The organism is Achromobacter kerstersii (assembly GCF_902859595.1).
Taxonomy (GTDB): Bacteria; Pseudomonadota; Gammaproteobacteria; order Burkholderiales; family Burkholderiaceae_B; genus Achromobacter; species Achromobacter kerstersii.
The window spans coordinates 257208-276445 of record NZ_CADIJQ010000008.1 but is presented as its reverse complement, the minus strand read 5'-3'; the positions used below and the strand labels follow the sequence as shown (position 1 = coordinate 276445).

The 19238-nt window shown below is 62.7% G+C and carries 19 protein-coding genes and 1 tRNA gene; 9 read left to right on the top strand and 11 right to left on the bottom strand.

Annotated elements, in window-relative coordinates; genetic code table 11:
• Nucleotides 1-843 (bottom strand): cytochrome C assembly family protein, encoded by an 843-nt coding sequence (locus HV765_RS22535; protein WP_054427543.1) that lies wholly within the window; start codon nucleotides 841-843, stop codon nucleotides 1-3.
• A gap of 106 nt (nucleotides 844-949) precedes the next feature.
• Here HV765_RS22535 and ffh point away from each other — a divergent pair, with 106 nt between their 5' ends.
• The gene (gene ffh, locus HV765_RS22530) at nucleotides 950-2356 is read left to right on the top strand and encodes a signal recognition particle protein (protein ID WP_054427544.1); all 1407 of its coding nucleotides are present in this window, start codon (nucleotides 950-952) and stop codon (nucleotides 2354-2356) included.
• A gap of 310 nt (nucleotides 2357-2666) precedes the next feature.
• On the opposite strand, the gene lysM is transcribed toward ffh, so the two are convergent.
• The 5 genes from lysM to trmB form a co-directional block, all read right to left on the bottom strand.
• Nucleotides 2667-3113 (bottom strand): peptidoglycan-binding protein LysM, encoded by a 447-nt coding sequence (gene lysM, locus HV765_RS22525; RefSeq protein ID WP_054427545.1) that lies wholly within the window; start codon nucleotides 3111-3113, stop codon nucleotides 2667-2669.
• A 42-nt stretch (nucleotides 3114-3155) separates the two neighbouring features.
• A complete protein-coding gene (locus tag HV765_RS22520; protein WP_054427546.1) occupies nucleotides 3156-3476 on the bottom strand; it encodes a hypothetical protein in 321 nt (106 codons plus the stop codon).
• Nucleotides 3477-3832: 356 nt separating this feature from the next.
• The gene (gene thiS, locus HV765_RS22515; RefSeq protein ID WP_006222389.1) at nucleotides 3833-4033 is read right to left on the bottom strand and encodes a sulfur carrier protein ThiS; all 201 of its coding nucleotides are present in this window, start codon (nucleotides 4031-4033) and stop codon (nucleotides 3833-3835) included.
• 11 nt (nucleotides 4034-4044) lie between these two features.
• Nucleotides 4045-4986, bottom strand: coding sequence for a prolyl aminopeptidase (gene pip / locus HV765_RS22510; protein WP_054427547.1), 942 nt, complete (start codon nucleotides 4984-4986; stop codon nucleotides 4045-4047).
• On the bottom strand, nucleotides 4986-5834 hold the full coding sequence (gene trmB, locus HV765_RS22505) for a tRNA (guanosine(46)-N7)-methyltransferase TrmB (protein WP_245636484.1): 849 nt from the start codon (nucleotides 5832-5834) through the stop codon (nucleotides 4986-4988). Before trmB ends, pip begins: the two co-directional genes overlap by 1 nt.
• Before the next feature lie 210 nt (nucleotides 5835-6044).
• Between trmB and HV765_RS22500 the strand changes: the two genes are divergently transcribed.
• The 3 genes from HV765_RS22500 to HV765_RS22490 all read left to right on the top strand — a co-directional run bounded on the left by HV765_RS22500 (nucleotide 6045) and on the right by HV765_RS22490 (nucleotide 8029).
• Nucleotides 6045-6118 (top strand) — tRNA-Gly (locus HV765_RS22500).
• A gap of 271 nt (nucleotides 6119-6389) precedes the next feature.
• Nucleotides 6390-6803: a helix-turn-helix domain-containing protein gene (locus tag HV765_RS22495; RefSeq protein WP_175171002.1), complete on the top strand. Its 414-nt coding sequence runs from the start codon at nucleotides 6390-6392 to the stop codon at nucleotides 6801-6803.
• Nucleotides 6803-8029, top strand: a complete 1227-nt coding sequence (locus tag HV765_RS22490; RefSeq protein WP_175171001.1) for a type II toxin-antitoxin system HipA family toxin — start codon at nucleotides 6803-6805, stop codon at nucleotides 8027-8029. Before HV765_RS22495 ends, HV765_RS22490 begins: the two co-directional genes overlap by 1 nt.
• A 7-nt stretch (nucleotides 8030-8036) precedes the next feature.
• Here HV765_RS22490 and HV765_RS22485 read toward each other — a convergent pair whose 3' ends face one another.
• Complete coding sequence (locus tag HV765_RS22485) at nucleotides 8037-8414, bottom strand: hypothetical protein (protein ID WP_175171000.1); 378 nt, start codon at nucleotides 8412-8414, stop codon at nucleotides 8037-8039.
• Nucleotides 8415-8523: 109 nt separating this feature from the next.
• Entirely contained in the window at nucleotides 8524-9267 is a 744-nt protein-coding gene (locus HV765_RS22480; protein ID WP_254600682.1) for a Crp/Fnr family transcriptional regulator, read from the bottom strand.
• A gap of 173 nt (nucleotides 9268-9440) precedes the next feature.
• Between HV765_RS22480 and HV765_RS22475 the strand changes: the two genes are divergently transcribed.
• The 4 genes from HV765_RS22475 to pdxR all read left to right on the top strand — a co-directional run bounded on the left by HV765_RS22475 (nucleotide 9441) and on the right by pdxR (nucleotide 13986).
• Nucleotides 9441-10655, top strand: coding sequence for an ABC transporter substrate-binding protein (locus HV765_RS22475; RefSeq protein WP_082387291.1), 1215 nt, complete (start codon nucleotides 9441-9443; stop codon nucleotides 10653-10655).
• 13 nt (nucleotides 10656-10668) lie between these two features.
• Nucleotides 10669-11583 carry a beta-keto acid cleavage family enzyme gene (locus tag HV765_RS22470; RefSeq protein ID WP_175170999.1) on the top strand — a complete coding sequence of 305 codons (915 nt, stop codon included), beginning with the start codon at nucleotides 10669-10671 and terminating at the stop codon, nucleotides 11581-11583.
• A 24-nt stretch (nucleotides 11584-11607) separates the two neighbouring features.
• Nucleotides 11608-12384, top strand: a complete 777-nt coding sequence (locus tag HV765_RS22465) for an SDR family oxidoreductase (protein WP_054427554.1) — start codon at nucleotides 11608-11610, stop codon at nucleotides 12382-12384.
• Nucleotides 12385-12486: 102 nt separating this feature from the next.
• Nucleotides 12487-13986, top strand: a complete 1500-nt coding sequence (gene pdxR, locus HV765_RS22460) for a MocR-like pyridoxine biosynthesis transcription factor PdxR (protein ID WP_175170998.1) — start codon at nucleotides 12487-12489, stop codon at nucleotides 13984-13986.
• 36 nt (nucleotides 13987-14022) lie between these two features.
• Here pdxR and HV765_RS22455 read toward each other — a convergent pair whose 3' ends face one another.
• Both HV765_RS22455 and HV765_RS22450 read right to left on the bottom strand, forming a co-directional pair.
• The gene (locus tag HV765_RS22455) at nucleotides 14023-15231 is read right to left on the bottom strand and encodes a benzoate/H(+) symporter BenE family transporter (protein WP_175170997.1); all 1209 of its coding nucleotides are present in this window, start codon (nucleotides 15229-15231) and stop codon (nucleotides 14023-14025) included.
• Between the two features lie 157 nt (nucleotides 15232-15388).
• Nucleotides 15389-16183, bottom strand: coding sequence for a YggS family pyridoxal phosphate-dependent enzyme (locus HV765_RS22450; RefSeq protein ID WP_054427557.1), 795 nt, complete (start codon nucleotides 16181-16183; stop codon nucleotides 15389-15391).
• A gap of 431 nt (nucleotides 16184-16614) precedes the next feature.
• Between HV765_RS22450 and HV765_RS22445 the strand changes: the two genes are divergently transcribed.
• Nucleotides 16615-18189, top strand: coding sequence for an argininosuccinate lyase (locus HV765_RS22445; RefSeq protein ID WP_175170996.1), 1575 nt, complete (start codon nucleotides 16615-16617; stop codon nucleotides 18187-18189).
• 35 nt (nucleotides 18190-18224) lie between these two features.
• On the opposite strand, the gene HV765_RS22440 is transcribed toward HV765_RS22445, so the two are convergent.
• Entirely contained in the window at nucleotides 18225-19127 is a 903-nt protein-coding gene (locus tag HV765_RS22440) for a LysR family transcriptional regulator (RefSeq protein WP_175170995.1), read from the bottom strand.
• Nucleotides 19128-19238 lie beyond the last annotated feature (111 nt).

The following is a 19238-nucleotide window of genomic DNA, read 5'->3' as shown; positions in this document are numbered from 1 at the left end:
TCAGCCTCGATGCAGAATCATTTCCAGCACGAACCGGCTGCCGGTATAGGCCAGAATCAGAAAACCAAAACCCGTCAGCGTCCAGCGTAGCGCCACCCGGCCACGCCATCCCCGGATGTGGCGGCCCACCAGCAGCACGCCGAACGTCAGCCACGACAGCAGGGTGAAAACGGTTTTGTGGTCAAACGGCAGGATCTTGCCCGTCAGCTTCATCGACGCGATCGACCCCGAGCCCACCGCCAATGTCAGCACGATGAAACCGATCCAGATAATACGGAACAGCAGTTGCTCTTGCACCAGCAGCGGCGGCTGAGAGTCCAGCACGCGGCCGATGATGCTGCGTTGGGCGGGGGCGTCGAGTGGCCGGTGCAGGTGGCGGTCAAGCAGCGCCATCATCATGGCGTGCAGAGCGGCGATGGTGATGAGGCCATAGGCGGCAAGCGCGATCAGCAGGTGCACGCGCAGCCAGGCGTCATTGGCGTGGGGCACGAATTGCCCCTGCGGAAACACGGCGGCCAGGGCGCTGGCGATGGCGGCGGCAGGCAACAGCAGCAATTGCAGGCCGTCAATGCGTACCAGCAGGCTCTCCAGCCAGAACACCACCATGCCCAGCCAGATGGCCGCAGACAGGGCCAGTGCCCACCCAATGAACAGATGCTGGGCGCCCAGCATCGATTGTTGCAGCCCGATTCCATGGAGAACCAGGGCCCCCAGCAGGCACAGACGGGCGATTTTGCCCGTCTGCTCCACTTCCCCGGCGCCGGCCAGGCGGGCCCAAAGTGACCCCCCGAGCACTGCGTACGCCAAGGCAGCCGCTGTGTGAAATACAATGCCTAGTGACATAGAAACCGTTGTCTGGATGGGGCCTTGGGGTGCATGTCACCCGAAAGCGCAGAATCCGCGCCTGCGGCCACCGTTCAATCAACTAGTTTAAGCGGAAACGCCTCTCATGCTCGATAACCTAACTCAACGCCTTTCGCGCGTCGTCAAGACGCTGCGCGGTGAAGCCCGCCTGACCGAGGCCAACACCCAGGAGATGCTGCGCGAAGTGCGCATGGCTCTGCTGGAAGCCGACGTGGCCCTGCCCGTCGTGCGTGAATTCGTCGCCCGCGTAAAGGAAAAGGCGCTGGGCGAAGAAGTGGCCGCCAGCCTCAGCCCGGGCCAAGCCCTGGTCGGCGTCGTCCACAAGGAACTGACTGCCCTGATGGGCGGCGACCTGGGCGCCGATTCCAACGAATTGTCGCTGGCGGTGCAACCGCCCGCGGTCATCCTGATGGCCGGCCTGCAAGGCGCCGGTAAAACCACCACCACCGGTAAGCTCGCCCGCTGGCTGTCCGAAGGCCAGCACACCCAGCACGGCCGCAAGACCGGCAAGAAGAAAGTGCTGGTGGTGTCCGCCGACGTGTATCGTCCGGCCGCTATTGACCAGTTGAAGAGCGTGGCCGCACAGGTCGGCGTCGACTTCCTGCCGTCAGACCCCAGCCAGAAGCCCGAAGACATTGCGCGCGGCGCGGTGGACCATGCTCGCCGTCACCACTACGACGTGCTGATCCTGGATACGGCCGGCCGCTTGGGCATTGACGAGGCCATGATGCGCGAAATTCGCGCGCTGCATGATCTGGTCAAGCCGGTGGAAACGCTGTTCGTCGTGGACGCCATGCAGGGCCAGGATGCGGTCAACACCGCGCGCGCCTTCGCAGACGCGCTGCCGCTGACGGGCGTTGTGCTGACCAAGCTGGACGGCGACGCCCGCGGCGGCGCGGCCCTGTCCGTGCGCCACGTCACCGGCAAGCCGCTGAAGTTTGTCGGCGTGTCGGAAAAGCTGGACGGTCTTGAGCCCTTCTACCCTGACCGCATGGCCCAACGCGTGCTGGGCATGGGCGATATCGTTTCGCTTGTTGAACAGGCGCAAAAGAACATCGACATCGCCGAAGCGCAGAAGCTGGCGGCGAAGATCAAGTCGGGCAACAAGTTCGACCTGAACGATTTCCGCGACCAGCTCGGCCAGGTGAAGAAACTGGGCGACATGGGTTCGCTGCTTGAAAAGCTGCCGGCTCAGTTCCAGCAGGCCGCGGGCCAGCTGCAAGGCGGCCAGGCGGAAAAGCAGTTGCGCCGCACGGAAGGCATCCTGAACTCCATGACGGCCGCCGAACGCGCCAAGCCCGAACTCATCAAGGCCTCGCGCAAGCGCCGCATCGCAACGGGTTCCGGCGTGCCGGTGCAAGAGGTCAACCGCCTGCTGGCTCAGTTCGAGCAGATGCAAGGCATGATGAAGCAGATGAAGAAGGGCGGCATGGCAAAGATGATGCGCGCCATGGGCGGCATGAAAGGCTTGGGCCGCTTCGGCATGAAGTAAGGCCCCCACGGCGCGCGCACTGCGTGCGCTTCCTGCCCCCCAAGGGGGCGCTTTTCCCTTGGGGCGGCCCGGCGGGAAATAGAGCCCCCACGGCGCGCGCACTGCGTGCGCTTCCTGCCCCCCAGGGGGGCGCTTTTCCCTTGGGGCGGCCCGGCGGGAAAAGAGGCCTCGCAGCGCGTGTGCTTCCTGCCAAAAAAATGGCCAGACATTGCGTCTGGCCAAGCAATCGCGGCAGGCAGGGGGCGCCGCGCCGCGACACAATCCGGAAAACGCATGGGTGTTCTCCGGGTTGTTTGGGTTCAGTTGCCGCTTACGACAGCGGCGGAATGCGCAGCACCTGGCCCGGGTAGATCTTGTCGGGGCTGGTCAACATCGGCTTGTTGGCTTCAAAGATCAGCGTGTTCTTCGCGCCCTGGCCCTTGCCGTATTGCGCTTCGGCGATCTTCCACAGGTTGTCGCCCTTTTGCACCGTGTACATCTTGGCTTCGGGCGTGGCCTGCTTCACCTTCAACTGGTTATCCACCGCCGCAACGCCGACGGTGTTGCCCAGCGCCAGGGAAATCTTCTCGGCGGCTTCGGTGCTTAGCGCCTCGCCGGCCACCGTGACCTTGTCGCCGTCCACGGTAATTTGCAGGCCATCCGCGTTCAGGCCGTGCTTATCCAGCTCTTTCTTCAACTCGTCTGCGGTCGCGGCCTTGGCCTCGCTGGCGCCGAAGAGTTTTTCCCCTACGTCCTTGATGAAATTGAGCAGACCCATAGTGTTTCCTTTATCGATGTAGCGGTGAGAAAACGATTGTCTTCAGGGCGCGCGGCCCACGAACATCTTGCGTACGATTCCGGCGATCAAGGTCAGCACGGCGCCACCAATGCCGCCGCCCACCACGTCCCCCGCAATCGCTGAAAGATCCAATCCTGCATTGCCCGCCGTTGCCGCTGCCCCCGCGCCGGCCGTGATCATGGGCGCCAGCCATGAACCGCCCGCCAAGCCACCAATCGCGCCGGCGATGGTATTGCCCAACGGGCCAAGGTTGAACTGCTGGAGCATTTTTCCCAATCCGTTGCCGGCGGCGGCGCCTGCGACAAGCTGGATGAGAAGATTGATGATGACCGCGGTGTTCATGATGCCTCCTTGCCCCGTGGGGCGATGTGCAACGCTAGAACAACAACACGACAACGTACGACGCCAGCAGCAACGATTATTACTCGCGTAAACGCCGCGAGACGAGGGGTTAACGTGTAACAGGTTGCTAGTCGCTTGCCAGACTACGCAACATTGCTCGTCACTTTGCAGGTGGCGTCACGCGCGCGCCGCAATCCTCATCGTGCACATGGTGCCGTGCGTCATGAACCCTGCTGAAAATGCATAAGCAAAGGGCCGCTGAATCAGCGGCCCTTCGTGTTTGCGGCGCGTATTTGCGGCGCAATAAAACCGTGCGAAGTGCGGCTCCAAGAAGAGCCGCGCAACCGTCAGGGCAATCAGCCTCCGCCCACCGCCACGACGATCTCGATCTGGTCGCCATCCGTCAGCGTGGTCTGCTCGTGCTGGCTCTTCGGCACGATCTCGCCGTTGCGTTCCACGGCCACGCGTTTGCCCGCATAACCGAGCGTTTGCAGCAGTTCGATGACAGTGGTGTCCAACGGAAATTCGCGCGCGTCGCCGTTCAACGTAATGTGCATATCAGGTCTCCTCACTGTTTTGCGTAGGCGTCGGTGGCGGCAATCAGGCGCGCCAAGGTGCCGGGTTCATCAAAGGCATGGCCCGCGTCCGGCACCAGATGGAATTCGGCTTCGGGCCAGGCGCGGTGCAGATCCCACGCGGTGCGCGCGGGTGTGCAGACGTCGTAGCGTCCCTGGACGATGGTGCCGGGAATGCCGCGCAGCTTGTGCGCGTCGCGGATCAGCTGGCCTTCTTCCATGAAGCCGGCGTTCACAAAGTAGTGGTTCTCGATGCGCGCAAACGCCAGCGCAGCGCGATCTGCCGCATGGCTTTGCTGATGGCGCGGGCTGGGCAGCAGCGTGATGGTGCTGTCTTCCCACTTGCTCCAGGCCTTGGCGGCGCGCAATTGCTCGGCCGCGTCATTGCCCGTCAGGCGCTTGTGATACGCCGCCACCAGGTCGCCGCGTTCCGCTTCCGGAATGGGCGCCAGATATTCTTCCCAGCGGTCGGGGAACAGCCACGACGCGCCTTCCTGATAGAACCATTGGATCTCGGCGCGGCGCAGCCCGAAGATGCCCCGCACAACCATCTCGCTGACGTGCGAAGGGTGCGTTTCGGCATAGGCCAGCGCCAACGTCGATCCCCACGAACCACCGAACACCAGCCACTTGTCCGCACCCATGATCTCGGTGCGCAGGCGTTCAATGTCCGACACCAGATGCCAGGTCGTGTTGTTGTCCAGGCTGGCGTGCGGCGTCGACCGCCCGCAACCGCGCTGATCGAACAACAGCACGTTGTAGCGCTGCGGATCAAACAGCTGGCGATGCACCGGCGAACAACCGCTGCCCGGGCCGCCATGCAGGAACACGGCGGGCTTGCCATTCGGATTGCCCGACATTTCCCAATAGATCTGGTGACCGTCGCCGGTATCCAGCGTGCCGTGGCGGTAGGGTTCGATCGGCGGATAGAGCATCAGGCGACTCGCTTGAAGATCAGGTCCCAGACGCCGTGGCCCAGGCGCAGGCCGCGTGTCTCGAATTTGGTCAGGGGGCGGTAATCGGGGCGGGGCGCGTAGCCGTCCGCCGTATTGGCCAGCAACGGTTCGCCGCTAAGCACTTCCAGCATCTGCACCGCGTAGTCTTCCCAGTCGGTGGCGCAATGGATGTAGCCACCCGGCGCAATGCGGCTGGCCAAGAGCGACACGAACGCGGGCTGCAACAGGCGGCGCTTGTGATGGCGCTTCTTGGGCCACGGGTCCGGAAAGTACACGTGCACGCCCGCCAGCGAGTCCGGCGCGATCATGTCGCGCACGACTTCGACCGCATCGTGCTGGATGATGCGCAGGTTCTGAATCTTGGAATCTTCAATGCGGCGCAGCAGCGAGCCGACACCGGCGTTGAACACTTCCACACCCAGGAAGTTGTCGTCCGGACGGGCCAGCGCGATCTTCTCGGTGGTCTCGCCCATGCCGAAACCAATCTCCAGCACCGTGGGCGCCTGCCGGCCAAACGCGGCGGCGGGGTCCAGGCGGCGGGGGGCGTACGGAATGGACCATTCGCCCATCAGACGTTCCAGCGCGGCCAACTGGCCCTGGGTGATGTGGCCGCGGCGATGCACGAAGCTGCGGATATGCGTCGCGCCCGGGCTGTTCGGCGCATGGGCGGTGCTGGCCAGCGCGGCCTGCGTCTCGGGGGAAACGGGGGCGGCGGCAGGCGCCGCTGCCGAAGAGCCGGCGGTGGTGTCAGAGGTGTTCACGGAAGGCGTCGCGGGTGTGTCCGCGGAGGAGTTCGCGGGGTGGTTCGCGGAGTTAGGCGTATTCATAGCCCCGAATTGTAGTAGCAGCCGCGCCGGGGCGGAGTCGGCCGGATGGACTAAATTAGGGACGTATTTAATTCCGGGGATGGGGACCACAGGATCGGGACCACGGGAAGGGGAAGTAAAAGAGGAAGCAAAAATCATCCGAAGATTCGAAAAATCCCGCGCTATAATCCTCGGCTCTGCCCCGGCCCTGCGTCGTGGCACGACACCCGAGCGGGTGTAGTTCAATGGTAGAACGGCAGCTTCCCAAGCTTCATACGAGGGTTCGATTCCCTTCACCCGCTCCACAATCCTTTTCAGATTTCTCCGCCGCTTTTGGCTGGTTGCGCTGAGCCTGTCTGCACACTCCCCATACCGTACCTTCCTAGCCGCTTATGGTTTACCTGCCATGGAGCTGAACGATCTTCGTCAGAGTTGATCAAATATGACTTATATAACGATTTAAAAAGTCATATATGAATGGTTATTTCTGAATCGTTCTGTTGATCAAAGTTTGACCATATGCTCAAATATGAACGCCTAACGGCTATTTTTATTCATATCTGAGCAGGTGCGCGTATGCCAACTTCCACGCAGAAAACTCCCGGCCCACGCGTTGCAATGCCACGCCCTGTAGACCGCGCGTTGCACCGCCTGGGGCAAGACATCTCGGCCGCGCGCCGGGTGCGCCGCTTAAGTCAGGAAGATCTGGCGCAGCGCATTGGCACATCGCTGAGCACGGTAAGGCGCATGGAAGATGGCTATCCTGGCACTGCCTTCCATACTTTCCTCCGCGCCTTGCATGTGCTTGGCCGTCTTGAGGACTTGGTGAAGGTGATGGCTACCGAGAATGACTCCCTGGGGATGGAACTGGTGCGGGAGCAACTGCCCCAACGGGTGCGCAGCTCTCGACGTGGCAGCGCGCAGACAGCGCATTCCGCGACAGCCAAAAAGAGCGATGTGGATGACACCGATGAGTTGGAGGGCTTTTGATGGCTACCAAAACATCACGGCGTCAGGATCTCGAGGTACATCTAGGTTCCAAAGGCCAGGTGGTGGGGCGACTTCATCTGGGCAGCGGCAAGCGCAGCGCGTTCAGTTACGACGAGCGTTGGCTGCGGGATTCTCGATTTTTTGCGCTATCGCCCGACCTGTTGCCGGTTTTAAGTGTTCAACATCCACAAGAGGTTTTTTTTCGCGCGCTCGAGGACACGGGGCCGGACTCCTGGGGCGAACGCGTGATCAGGCGCGCCCATGCTCGGTTGAGGCAGCAAGACCGAGATACGCCTGCGCTTGAACCTGTCGATTTCTTGATGTGGGTCGATGACGAGGCCCGTGTCGGCGCGTTGCGTCTGTTTGATCCTCAAGCCAACGTCTATTTGCGATCGGGTGGAACGCATTGGCATATTCCCCCGTTGGTGGAGCTGGGCAGGGTCGTGAACGCGGCCCGCGCGTTAGAAGCCGGCACAGAAAGCGAGCAAGACCTGCAATATCTGCTGGGGCAAGGCACCTCGCTGGGCGGGGCCCGCCCCAAGTCGACCGTTCGAGATACGGATGGCCGCCTGGCTTTGGGAAAATTTCCCAGCCAGTCTGACCAGCGCGACGTGATTCGAGGCGAGGTGCTGGCCATGCATCTCGCCGCCAAGGCGGGCATCAACGCGGCCGCAGCGCGTGTAGAACTGATCAATGGAACAGCCGTCGCCATCATTCGGCGATTCGACCGCACCGTTGATGGCGGTCGTATTCCCTACGTGTCGGCCGCGACGATGCTTCAGTCTACTGGCCGAGATGCCGTGCACGCGTATACGGAACTGGTGGACGTCCTGTTGCAGGAGGGCGCCAATCCTATTGCCGACATCCATGAGTTGTGGCGCAGGCTGGTCTTCAATTTTTTGATCTGCAACACCGACGATCATTTGCGTAATAGTGGGTTTCTGTATGACGCGCGTCAACATGGATGGCGTCTGTCGCCCGCATTCGACCTCAATCCAATGCCCGGAGACCGACGCGAAAGCAAGACATGGCTGACTGAAGATTCCGGCCCCATTGACAGTCGGGACGTGCTGATGGAAGGGGCGCCTTACTTCAGATTGACTGCGGAGGAAGCCAATGCAATGTGGGCCGAGGTGGCGCGAGCCGTCGACAGCTGGCGCGTGATGGCCAAGGGTTTAGGCATGCAGCCTACCGACCTTGTGGATTTCGACCGCGCATTTGCCTGACCTGATCTCACCCCGCATGGCTTTGGAAGTTGAAGACTTTCCACTGATCGTCCTGGGTGCGCCGGATTTCGAACGACATCATGCATCCCGATGCCGAGTCATGGAATTCCACCCAGACCTGGTCTTGATCCAGCGGCACGCCGTTTATCCAGCGGCGCAGCCGGTTGCCGTGGGTTTGCAGCGGACTCCAATACTTCAGCACGGACACGCGTCCGCAGAATTGGCGAGCCGCAACGGCGCGAAATTCATCGATTGTGCGGCCGGTGTTGCCATTCTTGAAGGTCAGGTCATAAGCGCGTTGCCAGTCATCTGCGTAGATGTCACGGATAAACGCCGACGCCGCCGACGTGGCGCCCTTGGGTTCATAGGGCGACTTCAGAAACATCCAGCCCGCCGCCGGCAGCAAGAGACAGGCCAGTACAAGGAACAACCAGGCAAGGGGCAGCCAAGTCCGGCGCCCCTGAGTGATATTGCGGCTCACTGTCCAAAACCCTTCATCCATTGATCAACGCGCGCCTGTACAGCGCATCCTTATCCAGAATCGTCATTCCGCCGTAGTGCGTCTGTAGCACTCCCGCGCGCGCCAGCCGCGTCAGCGCCGCGTTGCAGCGTTGGCGGGACACGCCGCACAAGCTGGCGATCTCTTCCTGGGATATCTTCAATCGCCCCTGCGTATCCGCATGGCGTTCGGCATCGAATTGCGCCGCCACGGCGCGGGCCACGGTGGTGTCCACATCCAGCAGCACGTTGCCGGTGTAGCTGGCCATCAGCCAGTTGACCCGCTGCGCCAGATGCATCGTCAATGCCTTCGTGAATTCGATGTTGTGGTTCCACAGCCGTTCGCAGGTGTCGCGCGGCAGGATGACGATGCGGCTCGGGCGCAGCGCAATCACCTCGTATTCAAAGCGCTCGCGGCGCAGCATGGTGGCTTCGCCAAACCAGCTGCCGATGCTGAAGCCGGCCAGCGACAGGGACTTGCCATCCGCGCCCGGCGACGTCCATTTCACCAGGCCTTCCACCACGCCATACCAGCCCAGCGATTTCGAACCCGCGCGAAACAGGTATTCGCCCGTGGCGAGCGACACCGTGCGCAGTTCGGAGCGGACCAGGTTGCGCTCAAGCGCCGGCAAGCCGTTGTACCAGGGGACGACGCTCAACATTTTGTCTACCGGGCATAGGGCAGGCTTGCGCTTTGCGCCGGTAGTCTGGCTGCCTACGCTGTCAGGCGGTCCGCGCATGTTTTCTCCGTTCAGCAGGGGTGACGGCGCTCAGGTAAACCCTAGGGCGCTTTGTCACCATGGTGACTGTTCGCGCCAGGGGCCAGTCCCAGAATAGTTGAGGCCCAAAGCGTCAAGACCTATTCAAGACGCACAAGAGCCAAAAAACATAAGAGGAGACAGGTATGTTGTCAATGCCACGCATCAAGTCCGGCACCGCGCTCGCCTTCGGCGTCGCCGCTTCGCTATTGAACGCCACGGCCGCCCACGCGCAGATTTCGGACGATGTTATTCGAATCGGTTTCATCACGGACCTGTCTGGCGTGTACTCGGGCCCCGATGGCCCGGGCGGGGCGGAAGCCATCAAGATGGCCATCGAGGAAATGGGTGGCGAGATCAACGGCAAGAAGATCGAACTCTTGACGGCAGACCACCAGAACAAGGCCGACATCGCGTCAGCCAAGGCGCGCGAATGGTTCGACCAGCGCGGCCTGGACATGCTGATTGGCGGCACCAACTCCAGCACCGCGCTGGCCATGTCGAAGGTAGCGGCCGACAAGAAGAAGCCCATCATCGTGGTGGGCGCGGGCGCCCCGGCGCTGACCAACGAACAATGCACGCCCTACACCTTGAACTACGCGTACGACACGGTCGCGTTGGCGCGCGGCACGGGCGCGGCGGTGGTCAAGGCGGGCGGTAAAAGCTGGTACTTCCTGACGGCCGATTACGCATTCGGCCACGCGTTGCAAGCGGATACGACGAAGGTGGTTGAAGCGGGCGGCGGCAAGGTGGTGGGGTCCGTCAAGCATCCCTTGTCGGCGAACGATTTTTCATCGTTCCTGTTGCAGGCGCAAAGCAGCAAGGCGGACATTCTTGCCTTGGCCAATGCCGGCGCCGACGCCACGAACGCCATCAAGGCCGCCAACGAATTCGGCGTGACCAAGACCATGCGGCTGGCGGGCATGATCATGTTCATCAACGACATCCACGCCATGGGCCTGCCCGCCACGCAGGGCATGTACCTGACCGACAGCTGGTACTGGAACGCATCGGAACCCACGCGCGCCTGGAGCCAGAAGTTCTACGAGCGCCGCAAGGCCATGCCGTCGTCGCTGCAGGCGGCCGATTATTCCGCGGCGTTGCAATACCTGCGCGCGGTCAAGGCCACGGGCACCGATGATGCCGACCGCGTGCTGGCGTATCTGCGCGAAAACAAGCTGAATGACATGTACATCAAGGATGGCGTCGTGCGTCCGGATGGCCGTGTCGTGCATGACATGTACCTGTTGCAGGTGAAGACGCCGGACGAATCGAAAGAACCGTGGGACTACTTCAAGGTGCTGCAGACGATTGACGGCAACGAGGCCTTTACCAAGCAAGCCGAAACCCGCTGCGCGCTCTGGAAGTGAATGGGAGACCAACATGGCAAAACGCAAAGTCATTGTGACCATCGCCCCGACCGGGGGCATGGCATTCAAAACCCAGAACCCGCATCTGCCCACGCAACCGGCTGAAATCGCAGACGACGTTTACCGTTGCTATAACGCGGGCGCCAGCGTGGTGGCGCTGCATGCGCGCCGGCCCGACGACCAGGCGACCTGCAACGCGGCGATCTATCGCGACATGAACCAGCGCATCCGCGAGCGCTGCGACATCATTCTGAATAACTCCACCGGTGGCGGCGTGCATGGCGACATGGTGAAAGAAACCTCGCCCGGCACGTGGGAAATTCTGTGGGAAGAGCGGTTGAAAGGAATGGATGCCGGCGCCGAGATGTGCACGCTGGACGCGACAACGCTGAACCTGGCGTTTGGCGACCGCGAATACCTGATGAACACGCCGCTGACCAAAGCGCGCGAGCTTGCCGCCGGCATGAAGGCGCGCGGCATCAAGCCCGAGTGGGAAGTCTTCAGCCCTACGCATATCCTGCAAGACGCCACCACGCTGATCGAAGAAGGGCTGGATGAAGGGCCGCACTTCATCAATCTGGTCATGAATGTGCACCGTAATTTTCAGAACGCGATGCCGTTCTCGCCCCGGCATTTGCAGATGATGGTGGACCTGCTGCCGAAGAACAGCATTTTCTGCGTCAGCGGCATCGGGCCGTCGCAACTCGAGGCCAACATCAGCGCCTTGCTGTTGGGCGGCCATGCGCGCGTGGGCCTGGAAGACAACCTGTATTACCGGCACGGGGAACTGGCCACCAATGTTCAGCTGACTGAGCGCATCGTGCGCATCATCCGCGAAATGGACATGGAGCCGGCTACGCCTGCGGAAGCGCGCGAAATCATGGGCCTGCCGTTGAAAAGCGGTATCCGCCCCGAGTTCGCGCTGTGATCGCTACTTTCTTGACGAGACAACATGATTGAATCTTTGAATGGCAAGCGCGTCCTGATCACTGCGGGCGCGCAAGGCATCGGCTTGGCAATCGCGAAGAAATTCCTGGCCTCTGGCGCGCAAGTGCATGTGTGCGATGTCGACACCGCCGCCTGCGATGCCGCGCGCACGGCGAACCCGCGTTTGAGCGTCAGCGTGACCGATGTGTCCAGCGAAGCGCAGGTGGCGGAGTTGTTCAGCGGCTTGGCCGCCAGGTGGGGCAAGCTGGATGCGCTGATCAACAACGCGGGCGTGTCCGGCCCCACCAGCCGGCTGGAAGACACCACACTGGACGCCTGGCAGCACACGCTGGACGTCAACCTGACCGGCACGTTCCTGTGCGCGCGCAGCGCCGTGCCCTTGCTGCGGGCAGCGGGCGGCGGCGCCATCATCAATATTTCTTCGGTGGCGGGCCGGCTTGGCTTTTCGCTGCGCAGCCCTTACAGCGCCAGCAAGTTCGGCTTGGCGGGGCTGACGCAGACGTGGGCCATGGAACTGGGCCCGTCCAACATTCGCGTCAACTCGGTTCTGCCGGGCGTGGTGTCGGGCGACCGTGTCGAGCGCGTCATCGCGGCGCGCGCAGAAGCCGGCGGCGTCAGCAACGATGCGATGCGTGAACAGCTGGTGGAGAAGGTTTCGCTGCGCCGCATGACTCGCCCTGAAGATGTGGCGAATCAAGTGGCCTTTCTGTGCTCCGACGAAGGCGCGGTCATCAGCGGGCAAAGCATCTCGGTTTGCGGCAACGTGGAGTACCTGGGCTAAGCGTTTCGGTTTGCGGCAACGTGGACTACCTGGGCTAAGCGTTTCGGTGCGGATAGAATGGCCTGCTTTGATTGATTCAATCTTATCCATCAGGCAGACCGCATGGCCAAGGCTTTTGAACTGGACACGCTGAAGATCCGGCTGAACGACGCCGATCTTCAGCCGTTGGATCTGCATCAGCGCATCCAGCGGGCGCTGCGCGCGCTGATCCTGGATGGCGCGCTGGATGCGGGCATCAAATTGCCCGCCACCCGCACGCTGGCCACGTCGCTGGGTGTTGCACGCGACACCGTTGAAAACGCATACGTACAGCTGCATCGCGACGGCTATATCGTGCGGCGCGGGGGTTCAGGCAGCTATGTGTCTGACACGGTAGGCGCCCAGCTGCGCGGCGCTGCCGGCCGCCGCGCCAAGCTTCAGGATGACAAGCGCGGCGTGCCGGCGCCGGCAGCCGGGTTGAGCCGCCGGGGCCGGATGATTTTCGATAGCGGCGGGGTGGCGGACCAGCAAGCGGTCAAGGCGTTTGCCACCGGGCTGCCCGAGACACGCACGTTTCCCACCGATGTCTGGGAACGCTTGCAGCGGCAGGCGCTGAAGGACTATCGGGACCACGTGCTGCTGCATGGCGACCCGCAAGGGGCTGCGCCGCTGCGCAAGGCCATTGCCGCCTATCTGAATCTGGAGCGGGGCGCCAAGGTATCTGCGGATCAGATTCTGGTGTTGAGCAGCACGCGGCAGGCGTTGTTTCTGTGCGCGCAATTGCTGGTGGACACGGGCAAGCCCATCCTGCTTGAGAACCCGGGATACTTCGGCGCCAAGAAGGCGTTTGAAGCGGCCGAAGCGAAAATCGTGCCGATCGATGTGGACGAGGACGGCATCCGCATGGATCTGCTGCGGGCGGATCGCAGCGGTGCGAACTGCGTGTACGTGACGCCGTCGCATCAGTACCCCACCGGCGCCACCTTGTCGTTGGCGCGCCGCCTGGAGCTGACCCGTTGGGCGGCCGAGCAGGGAAAGTGGATCATCGAGGACGACTACGACAGCGAGTTCCATTACGACGGCCTGCCAAACGCGTGCGTGCAGGGCGTGGACAAACATCAGCGCACGCTCTACGTCGGCACCTTCAGCAAGACGCTCTACCCGGGCCTGCGTATGGGCTATATGGCGTTGCCGCACGAGCTGGTTGGCGCCTTCACGCGCGCGCGCAGCATCATGGACGGGCATACGCCGCAGATTCTGCAATTGACGCTGGCGCGCTTCATGGAAGACGGGCATTACGCGGCCCACGTGCGCGCCATGCGCAAGCTGTATGCGTCGCGCCGCGACGCCATGCTGCAAGCGCTGAACACGCATCTGCCAGACATCGCCACCGCCTTGCGTCCAGAAGGCGGATTGCAGATTCCTTGCCTGCTTGCGCGGGGGTGGTCAGAGGCCAAGACGATCCGGCTGGCAGCAGCCGCTGGCCTGCAACTGCCGGGCTTGAGCCGCCTGTATGCCGGCGCGGAAAAGCGGCAAGGGTGGATATTGGGCTATTCCTCGTTGACGGCGCATGAGATTGATACGTCCGTGAAGCGCTTGTCACAGGCGCTAAGAAAGAAGTAGCTGCCCCAAAATAGCCCAATAGCACCCCTCGCATGGTTAGGGCTTGGCCGGGCTGCCAAGCAGCGCGCGGCTGCCGCCGTGTATCAGCAGGTGCGCAGTCAGCCCGGCGGCTAGCCCCCAGAATGCGCCACCCACGCCCAACAACGTAACGTTGGCCGCCGTCGCCAGGAACGTGATGAGCGCCGTTTCGCGCGTGCGCGCATCAGCCATGGCATTGGCCAGGCTGCCGCCAATGGCGCCCAGCAATGCCAGCCCGGCAAGCGTGGTGATGAAGGTCTTGGGCAGCACCATGAAAAGCGTCGCCAGGGTGACGCCGAAGGTGCCCACCAGAACGTAGAAGACGCCGCAGGCCAGCCCCGCGATGTAGCGCTTGCGCGGGTCAGGGTGCGCGTCGGGGCCGGTGCAGATGGCTGCCGTGATGGCCGCAAGGTTGAACGCGTGCGCGCCAAAGGGCGCCATCAGCAACGAGCCCAGGCCGGTGACGGTCAAAATCGGGCTGGCGCTGGTTTTGTATCCGTCATTGCGCAGCACCAGCATGCCCGGCATGTATTGCCCGGTCAGCGTGATGATGAACAGCGGCAACGCGACGCCCAACAGCGCATGCAACGAGAAGCGCGGCGTTTCGAACACGGGCGTGGCAAGGCTGAGGTGGATGGCCGAGACGTCGATACGTTGTTGCGCCAGCAGCATCGTGACGCCAATCACCAAGATGCCAACCACGGCAAAGCGTGAGGTATACCGCTTGAGCAATGCATAGCAAATCACCAGCACGATCACCAGCAAGGGGTCGGCGCTGGCGCCGCCAAATGCGTTGACGCCGAATTGCAGCAGGATGCCCGCCAAGAGGCCGGCGGCGATACCCGCGGGGATCATGCGGACCAGCTTTTCGAACGCACCGGACAGCCCCAATATGATGAAGCCCAGTGCCGACAGCATGTACGCACCGATGACTTCGCCATAGGGTGTGAAGGGCATCACCGTGGCCAGGAACGCCACGCCCGGCGTGGACCAGGCGGTGATGATGGGAGCCTTGTACCGGAAGCTGAGGAACGCGCCCGTGACGCCGACGCCGATGGACACGGCCCATACCCAGGACGTGGTCTGGGCGGGCGTCAGTTGCGCCAGTTCGGCAGCCTGGAAGACCAGGACAAAGGTGCCGCCGTAGTTCACCAGAACAGAAATCAGGGCGGCGACGGTCGGGGCGAAGAAGTCGGCGGGTTGCAGGCGGGCCGGCGTTAAATGCATGAATCACTCCACAGTGCGTAACGGCTGCAATGCGCGCAGCCTTATTCAACGCAAAGTGTAGAATTCAAGTGGACTGTTTATTCATGCCACTTTATGAATATCAATCAGACCACTTATCCGGCCACTTTTTGCCCCCCAACGGCTTGTTTCCTTCCCTTCAGTTTTCCGGCTTGCCCGTCGCAGGCCAGTAGTGGCTGTCGGGCAGCGCGCGCGATCCGTAAATCGCCTGGCCTACGCGCACGACTGTTGCGCCTTCTTCAATGGCCAGTTCGAAGTCACCCGACATGCCCATCGACAACTCGGCCAGGTCGATGCCTGCCGGCGCGGTCTGGCGTAGTGTGTCGCGCAGCTCGCGCAGGCGCACGAAGCATGGCCGCACGCGCGCGGCATCGCTTGCGAAGAGCGCCAGCGTCATCAACCCCTTCACGCGCAGCGATTGAAATGCGGGCAAGGCCTGCACGAAGGCGGCGGCGTCTTCCGGCGCCAGCCCGTACTTGCTGGCTTCGCCCGACGTATTGATCTGCACGAACACATCCAGCGCACGCCCTTCGGCCTGCAACCGGCGGTCGAGCTCTTCAGCCACGCGCAGGCTGTCCAGCGCCTGGAATTCTGACGCGAAGCGCGCAACCAGTTTGGCCTTGTTGGTTTGCAGATGGCCGATGACGGACCAACGCAGGTCGGGCAGGTCGCTCAAGGCTTCCCATTTGGAATACGCTTCCTGCACCTTGTTTTCGCCCAGATAGCGGATGCCTGCTTCGTACGACAGCCGCACGCGCGCCGCGTCCACGGTCTTGCTGACGGGCAATAGCCGCACGCTGCCGGCATCGCGGCCGGCGCGTTCGCAGGCTTGGGCGATGCGGTGTTGCACGGCGGCAAGGTTCGCAGTGAAGTCTTCGACCGTTTGGGCGGGCGGGTAATCCGCGTGAGCCAAGGCGTTGGTCGGTTGGGTCAAGATGAGTCTCCCGGTGCTGCTGAATGAATCCCGCCCGCGCGCGGGCGCGCGCAGTGCGTGCTGGAATTCTAGAAGCAAAGCGGCCTGACGGACCCGGCCACTTTTTGGCATCCCGCCATACCGCTATGAGATGCACGACGAACTGGGGCGCATCAGGAATCGGGGCGCCTGGCTAACTCTCGTTCCCGCTCAGCGTCAGCGGCGTCGCCCCGCAATTTTTTTGCGCTGCGTCATCGCGTCAGGAACTATTCAGCCTGGAGGACTCTTGTTACGCATTCGCGGGATATCCGTGTAATACCCGGTTTTCGGGCCGGGGGCTTTTCCATAAACTAGCCAACCGCCCTGGAGTCGGCTTCCCTATCGATCCCCCTATCGGCTTCGATGTCGACCGCCACAAGCACCCCAAAAACAATTCCCATAACGAGAACGCCATGAGACAGTTTCTTCCCACCCTGGGCGCCGCCCTGGTCTTGTCGCTGAGCACGCATGCCGCGCTGGCCCAAGCGGCGCCCGCGACGGCACCCGCCAACGCGCCCGCCGCTGCCGCGCCTGCCGCCACCGCCGTGCCGCGCGACCCCTTCTTCTGGCTGGGAGAAATCAACAAGGCCACCGCCGTCATCAACACCGATGAAGGGCTGCTGGACAAGTCCATGGCGCCGCGCCTGGCCGCAGGCGTGGCCAAGGTCATCAACGACGGCAACCAGCCCGGCGCCAAGCGCCCGGCAAGCGTCATCACCTTTGAACCCTTGCTGATCAAGGCGGCCGGCGAAGACGTGACCCTGCTGCATGCGGGCCGCTCCAGCCAGGACATGCACGCCACCTACCGCAGCGCCATCTTGCGCGACAAGCTGCTGGAACTGGCCGACCAGTTGAACAAGACGTCCACTACGCTGGTGGAACTGGCCGCCAAGCACGCCGGCACCGTCGTGCCGAACTACACCAATGGCGTGGCCGCGCAGCCCAACAGCTACGGACACTATCTGCTGGGCCAGGCGGCAGGCTTGGCGCGCGACGCGCAGCGCATCCGCGAAGCCTATGTGCGCATCGACCGTTCGCCCATGGGCACCACCGTGTTGAACGGCACCAGCTGGCCGCTGGACCGCAAGCGTATGGCGCAATACCTGGGCTTTGAAGCCTTGGTGGATAACGCCTACGATGCCTCGCAGATTTCGTCGATGGACCAGCCGGTGGAAGTGGCGTCGATCGTCACCAGCATCGCGCTGCGTACCGGCAACTTTGTTGAAGACGTCATGACCCAGTACGCGCAGTCGCGCCCGTGGATTCTGCTGGAAGAGGGCGGCGGCAATACCTATGTGTCCAGCGCCATGCCGCAAAAGCGCAACCCCGGTCTACTGAATGACACCCGCAGCGACGCGTCCACCGCCATCACCTTGGCGATGGGCCCCGTCATTCAGACGCACAACATCACGCCGGGCATGAGCGACCCCAAAGACGTGAAGCAGAATTCCGCCATGGTCGACAGCGGTATCTCGGCGCTCAAGCGCTGGGACCGCGTGCTCAAAGCCATGGTCATCAGCCCGGACCGCGCGCTGGAAGAACTGAACAGCGACTGGACCGCATCGCAGGAACTGGCCGACGTGCTGATGCGCAAGTACAAGCTGCCGTTCCGCGATGGCCATCACTTCGCCTCCGAAGTGGTCACCTACGCCAAGACCAATAACATCAAGCCCTTGGACTTCCCGTATGAACAGGCCCGCCGCATCTACGCCGATGCGATGAAGGATTCCAAGTACGGCAATGAACTGCCGATGAGCGAAGCCGAGTTTCGTTCCACGCTGGACCCGGTCGCCATCGTGAAGAACCGCGCCACCAGCGGCGGCCCGCAGCCGGCCGAGATGGATCGCATGCTGAAAGAAGCGCGCGAGCAACTGGCCTCGCAAGGCAAGTGGATCAAAGACCGCCGCGATCACATCAACCAGTCGCTCGCCGAACTGGATAAGAAGTTTGATGCGCTGGCGGCCACCGCGGCCAGTGCAGCCAAGTAAGCAGGAAAATAAGCGGCCAAATAACCCGCGTCGCGTCAGCGCGCGGGCAACTGCTGGACCGCTTCCAGCACGCACCCGCGCAGCCAGCGATGCGCGGCGTCCCCGTCCATGCGGGGATGCCACAGCATCGACACCGTGAACGCGGGCATCGGGAAGGGCAGCGGGAAGCTGTGCATCCCGGTGCGCAGATTGCCCGTGTGCCGCTCGGGCACCGTGGCGATCAGGTCCGAGTGCCGGGCCAGCGCCAGCGCGGCGGAAAATCCGCCGACGTTGGTGGCGATATGACGCTTGCGTCCCGTGGCGGCCAAGGCGTCGTCGACCGGGCCGGTCTCACGATTGCGCCGTGACATCAGAATGTGGTGTGCGTTGGCGTAGCGGGCAAGCGTTACCTTGCCGCCGCTTAGTGGATGGCCGGCGCGCACGACGCCGATGAATCTATCTTGGAAGAGTGCGCGGGTGCGCAGTTCGGGGCTGGCGGCGTCACTGACCACGCCCGTATCCAAATCGACTTCGCCCTCGCGCAGCGGCGCGCTGTCTTTGTCCGCTTTCTGCATGAAGCGCAGCCGCACGCCCGGGGCTTCCCGGCCGATGCGGTTGAGCAGAATCGGCCCGACATTTTCCACAAACCCGTCGCTGGTTCGCAACGTGAAGGTGCGCTCCAGGCGCATCAGATCCAGCTGTTCGGCAGGGCGCAACACCGCTTCAACGTCTTGCACCAGCGTATGCACCCGGCCGCGCAGCTCAAGCGCCCGAGGGGTAGGAACGAGGCCACGTCCGGCGCGCACCAGCAGCGGGTCGCCCGTGGTCTCCCGTAAGCGAGCCAGTGCGCGGCTCATGGCTGATGGGCTCAAGCGCAGCCGGCGCGCCGCGCGCGCGACGCTGCCTTCGTCCAGCAGCACGTCCAGGGTGATCAGCAGATTAAGGTCGGGGGAAGCCATGCCGCAAACGTAGCATGGCGGCGCGCAGATGTGCACGTCATGACATGGCGTTCCGTGCAGGTATTTAATGCAAATGCTGCGTCTTCCGCCTAATGACGCACAAGTCTAGGA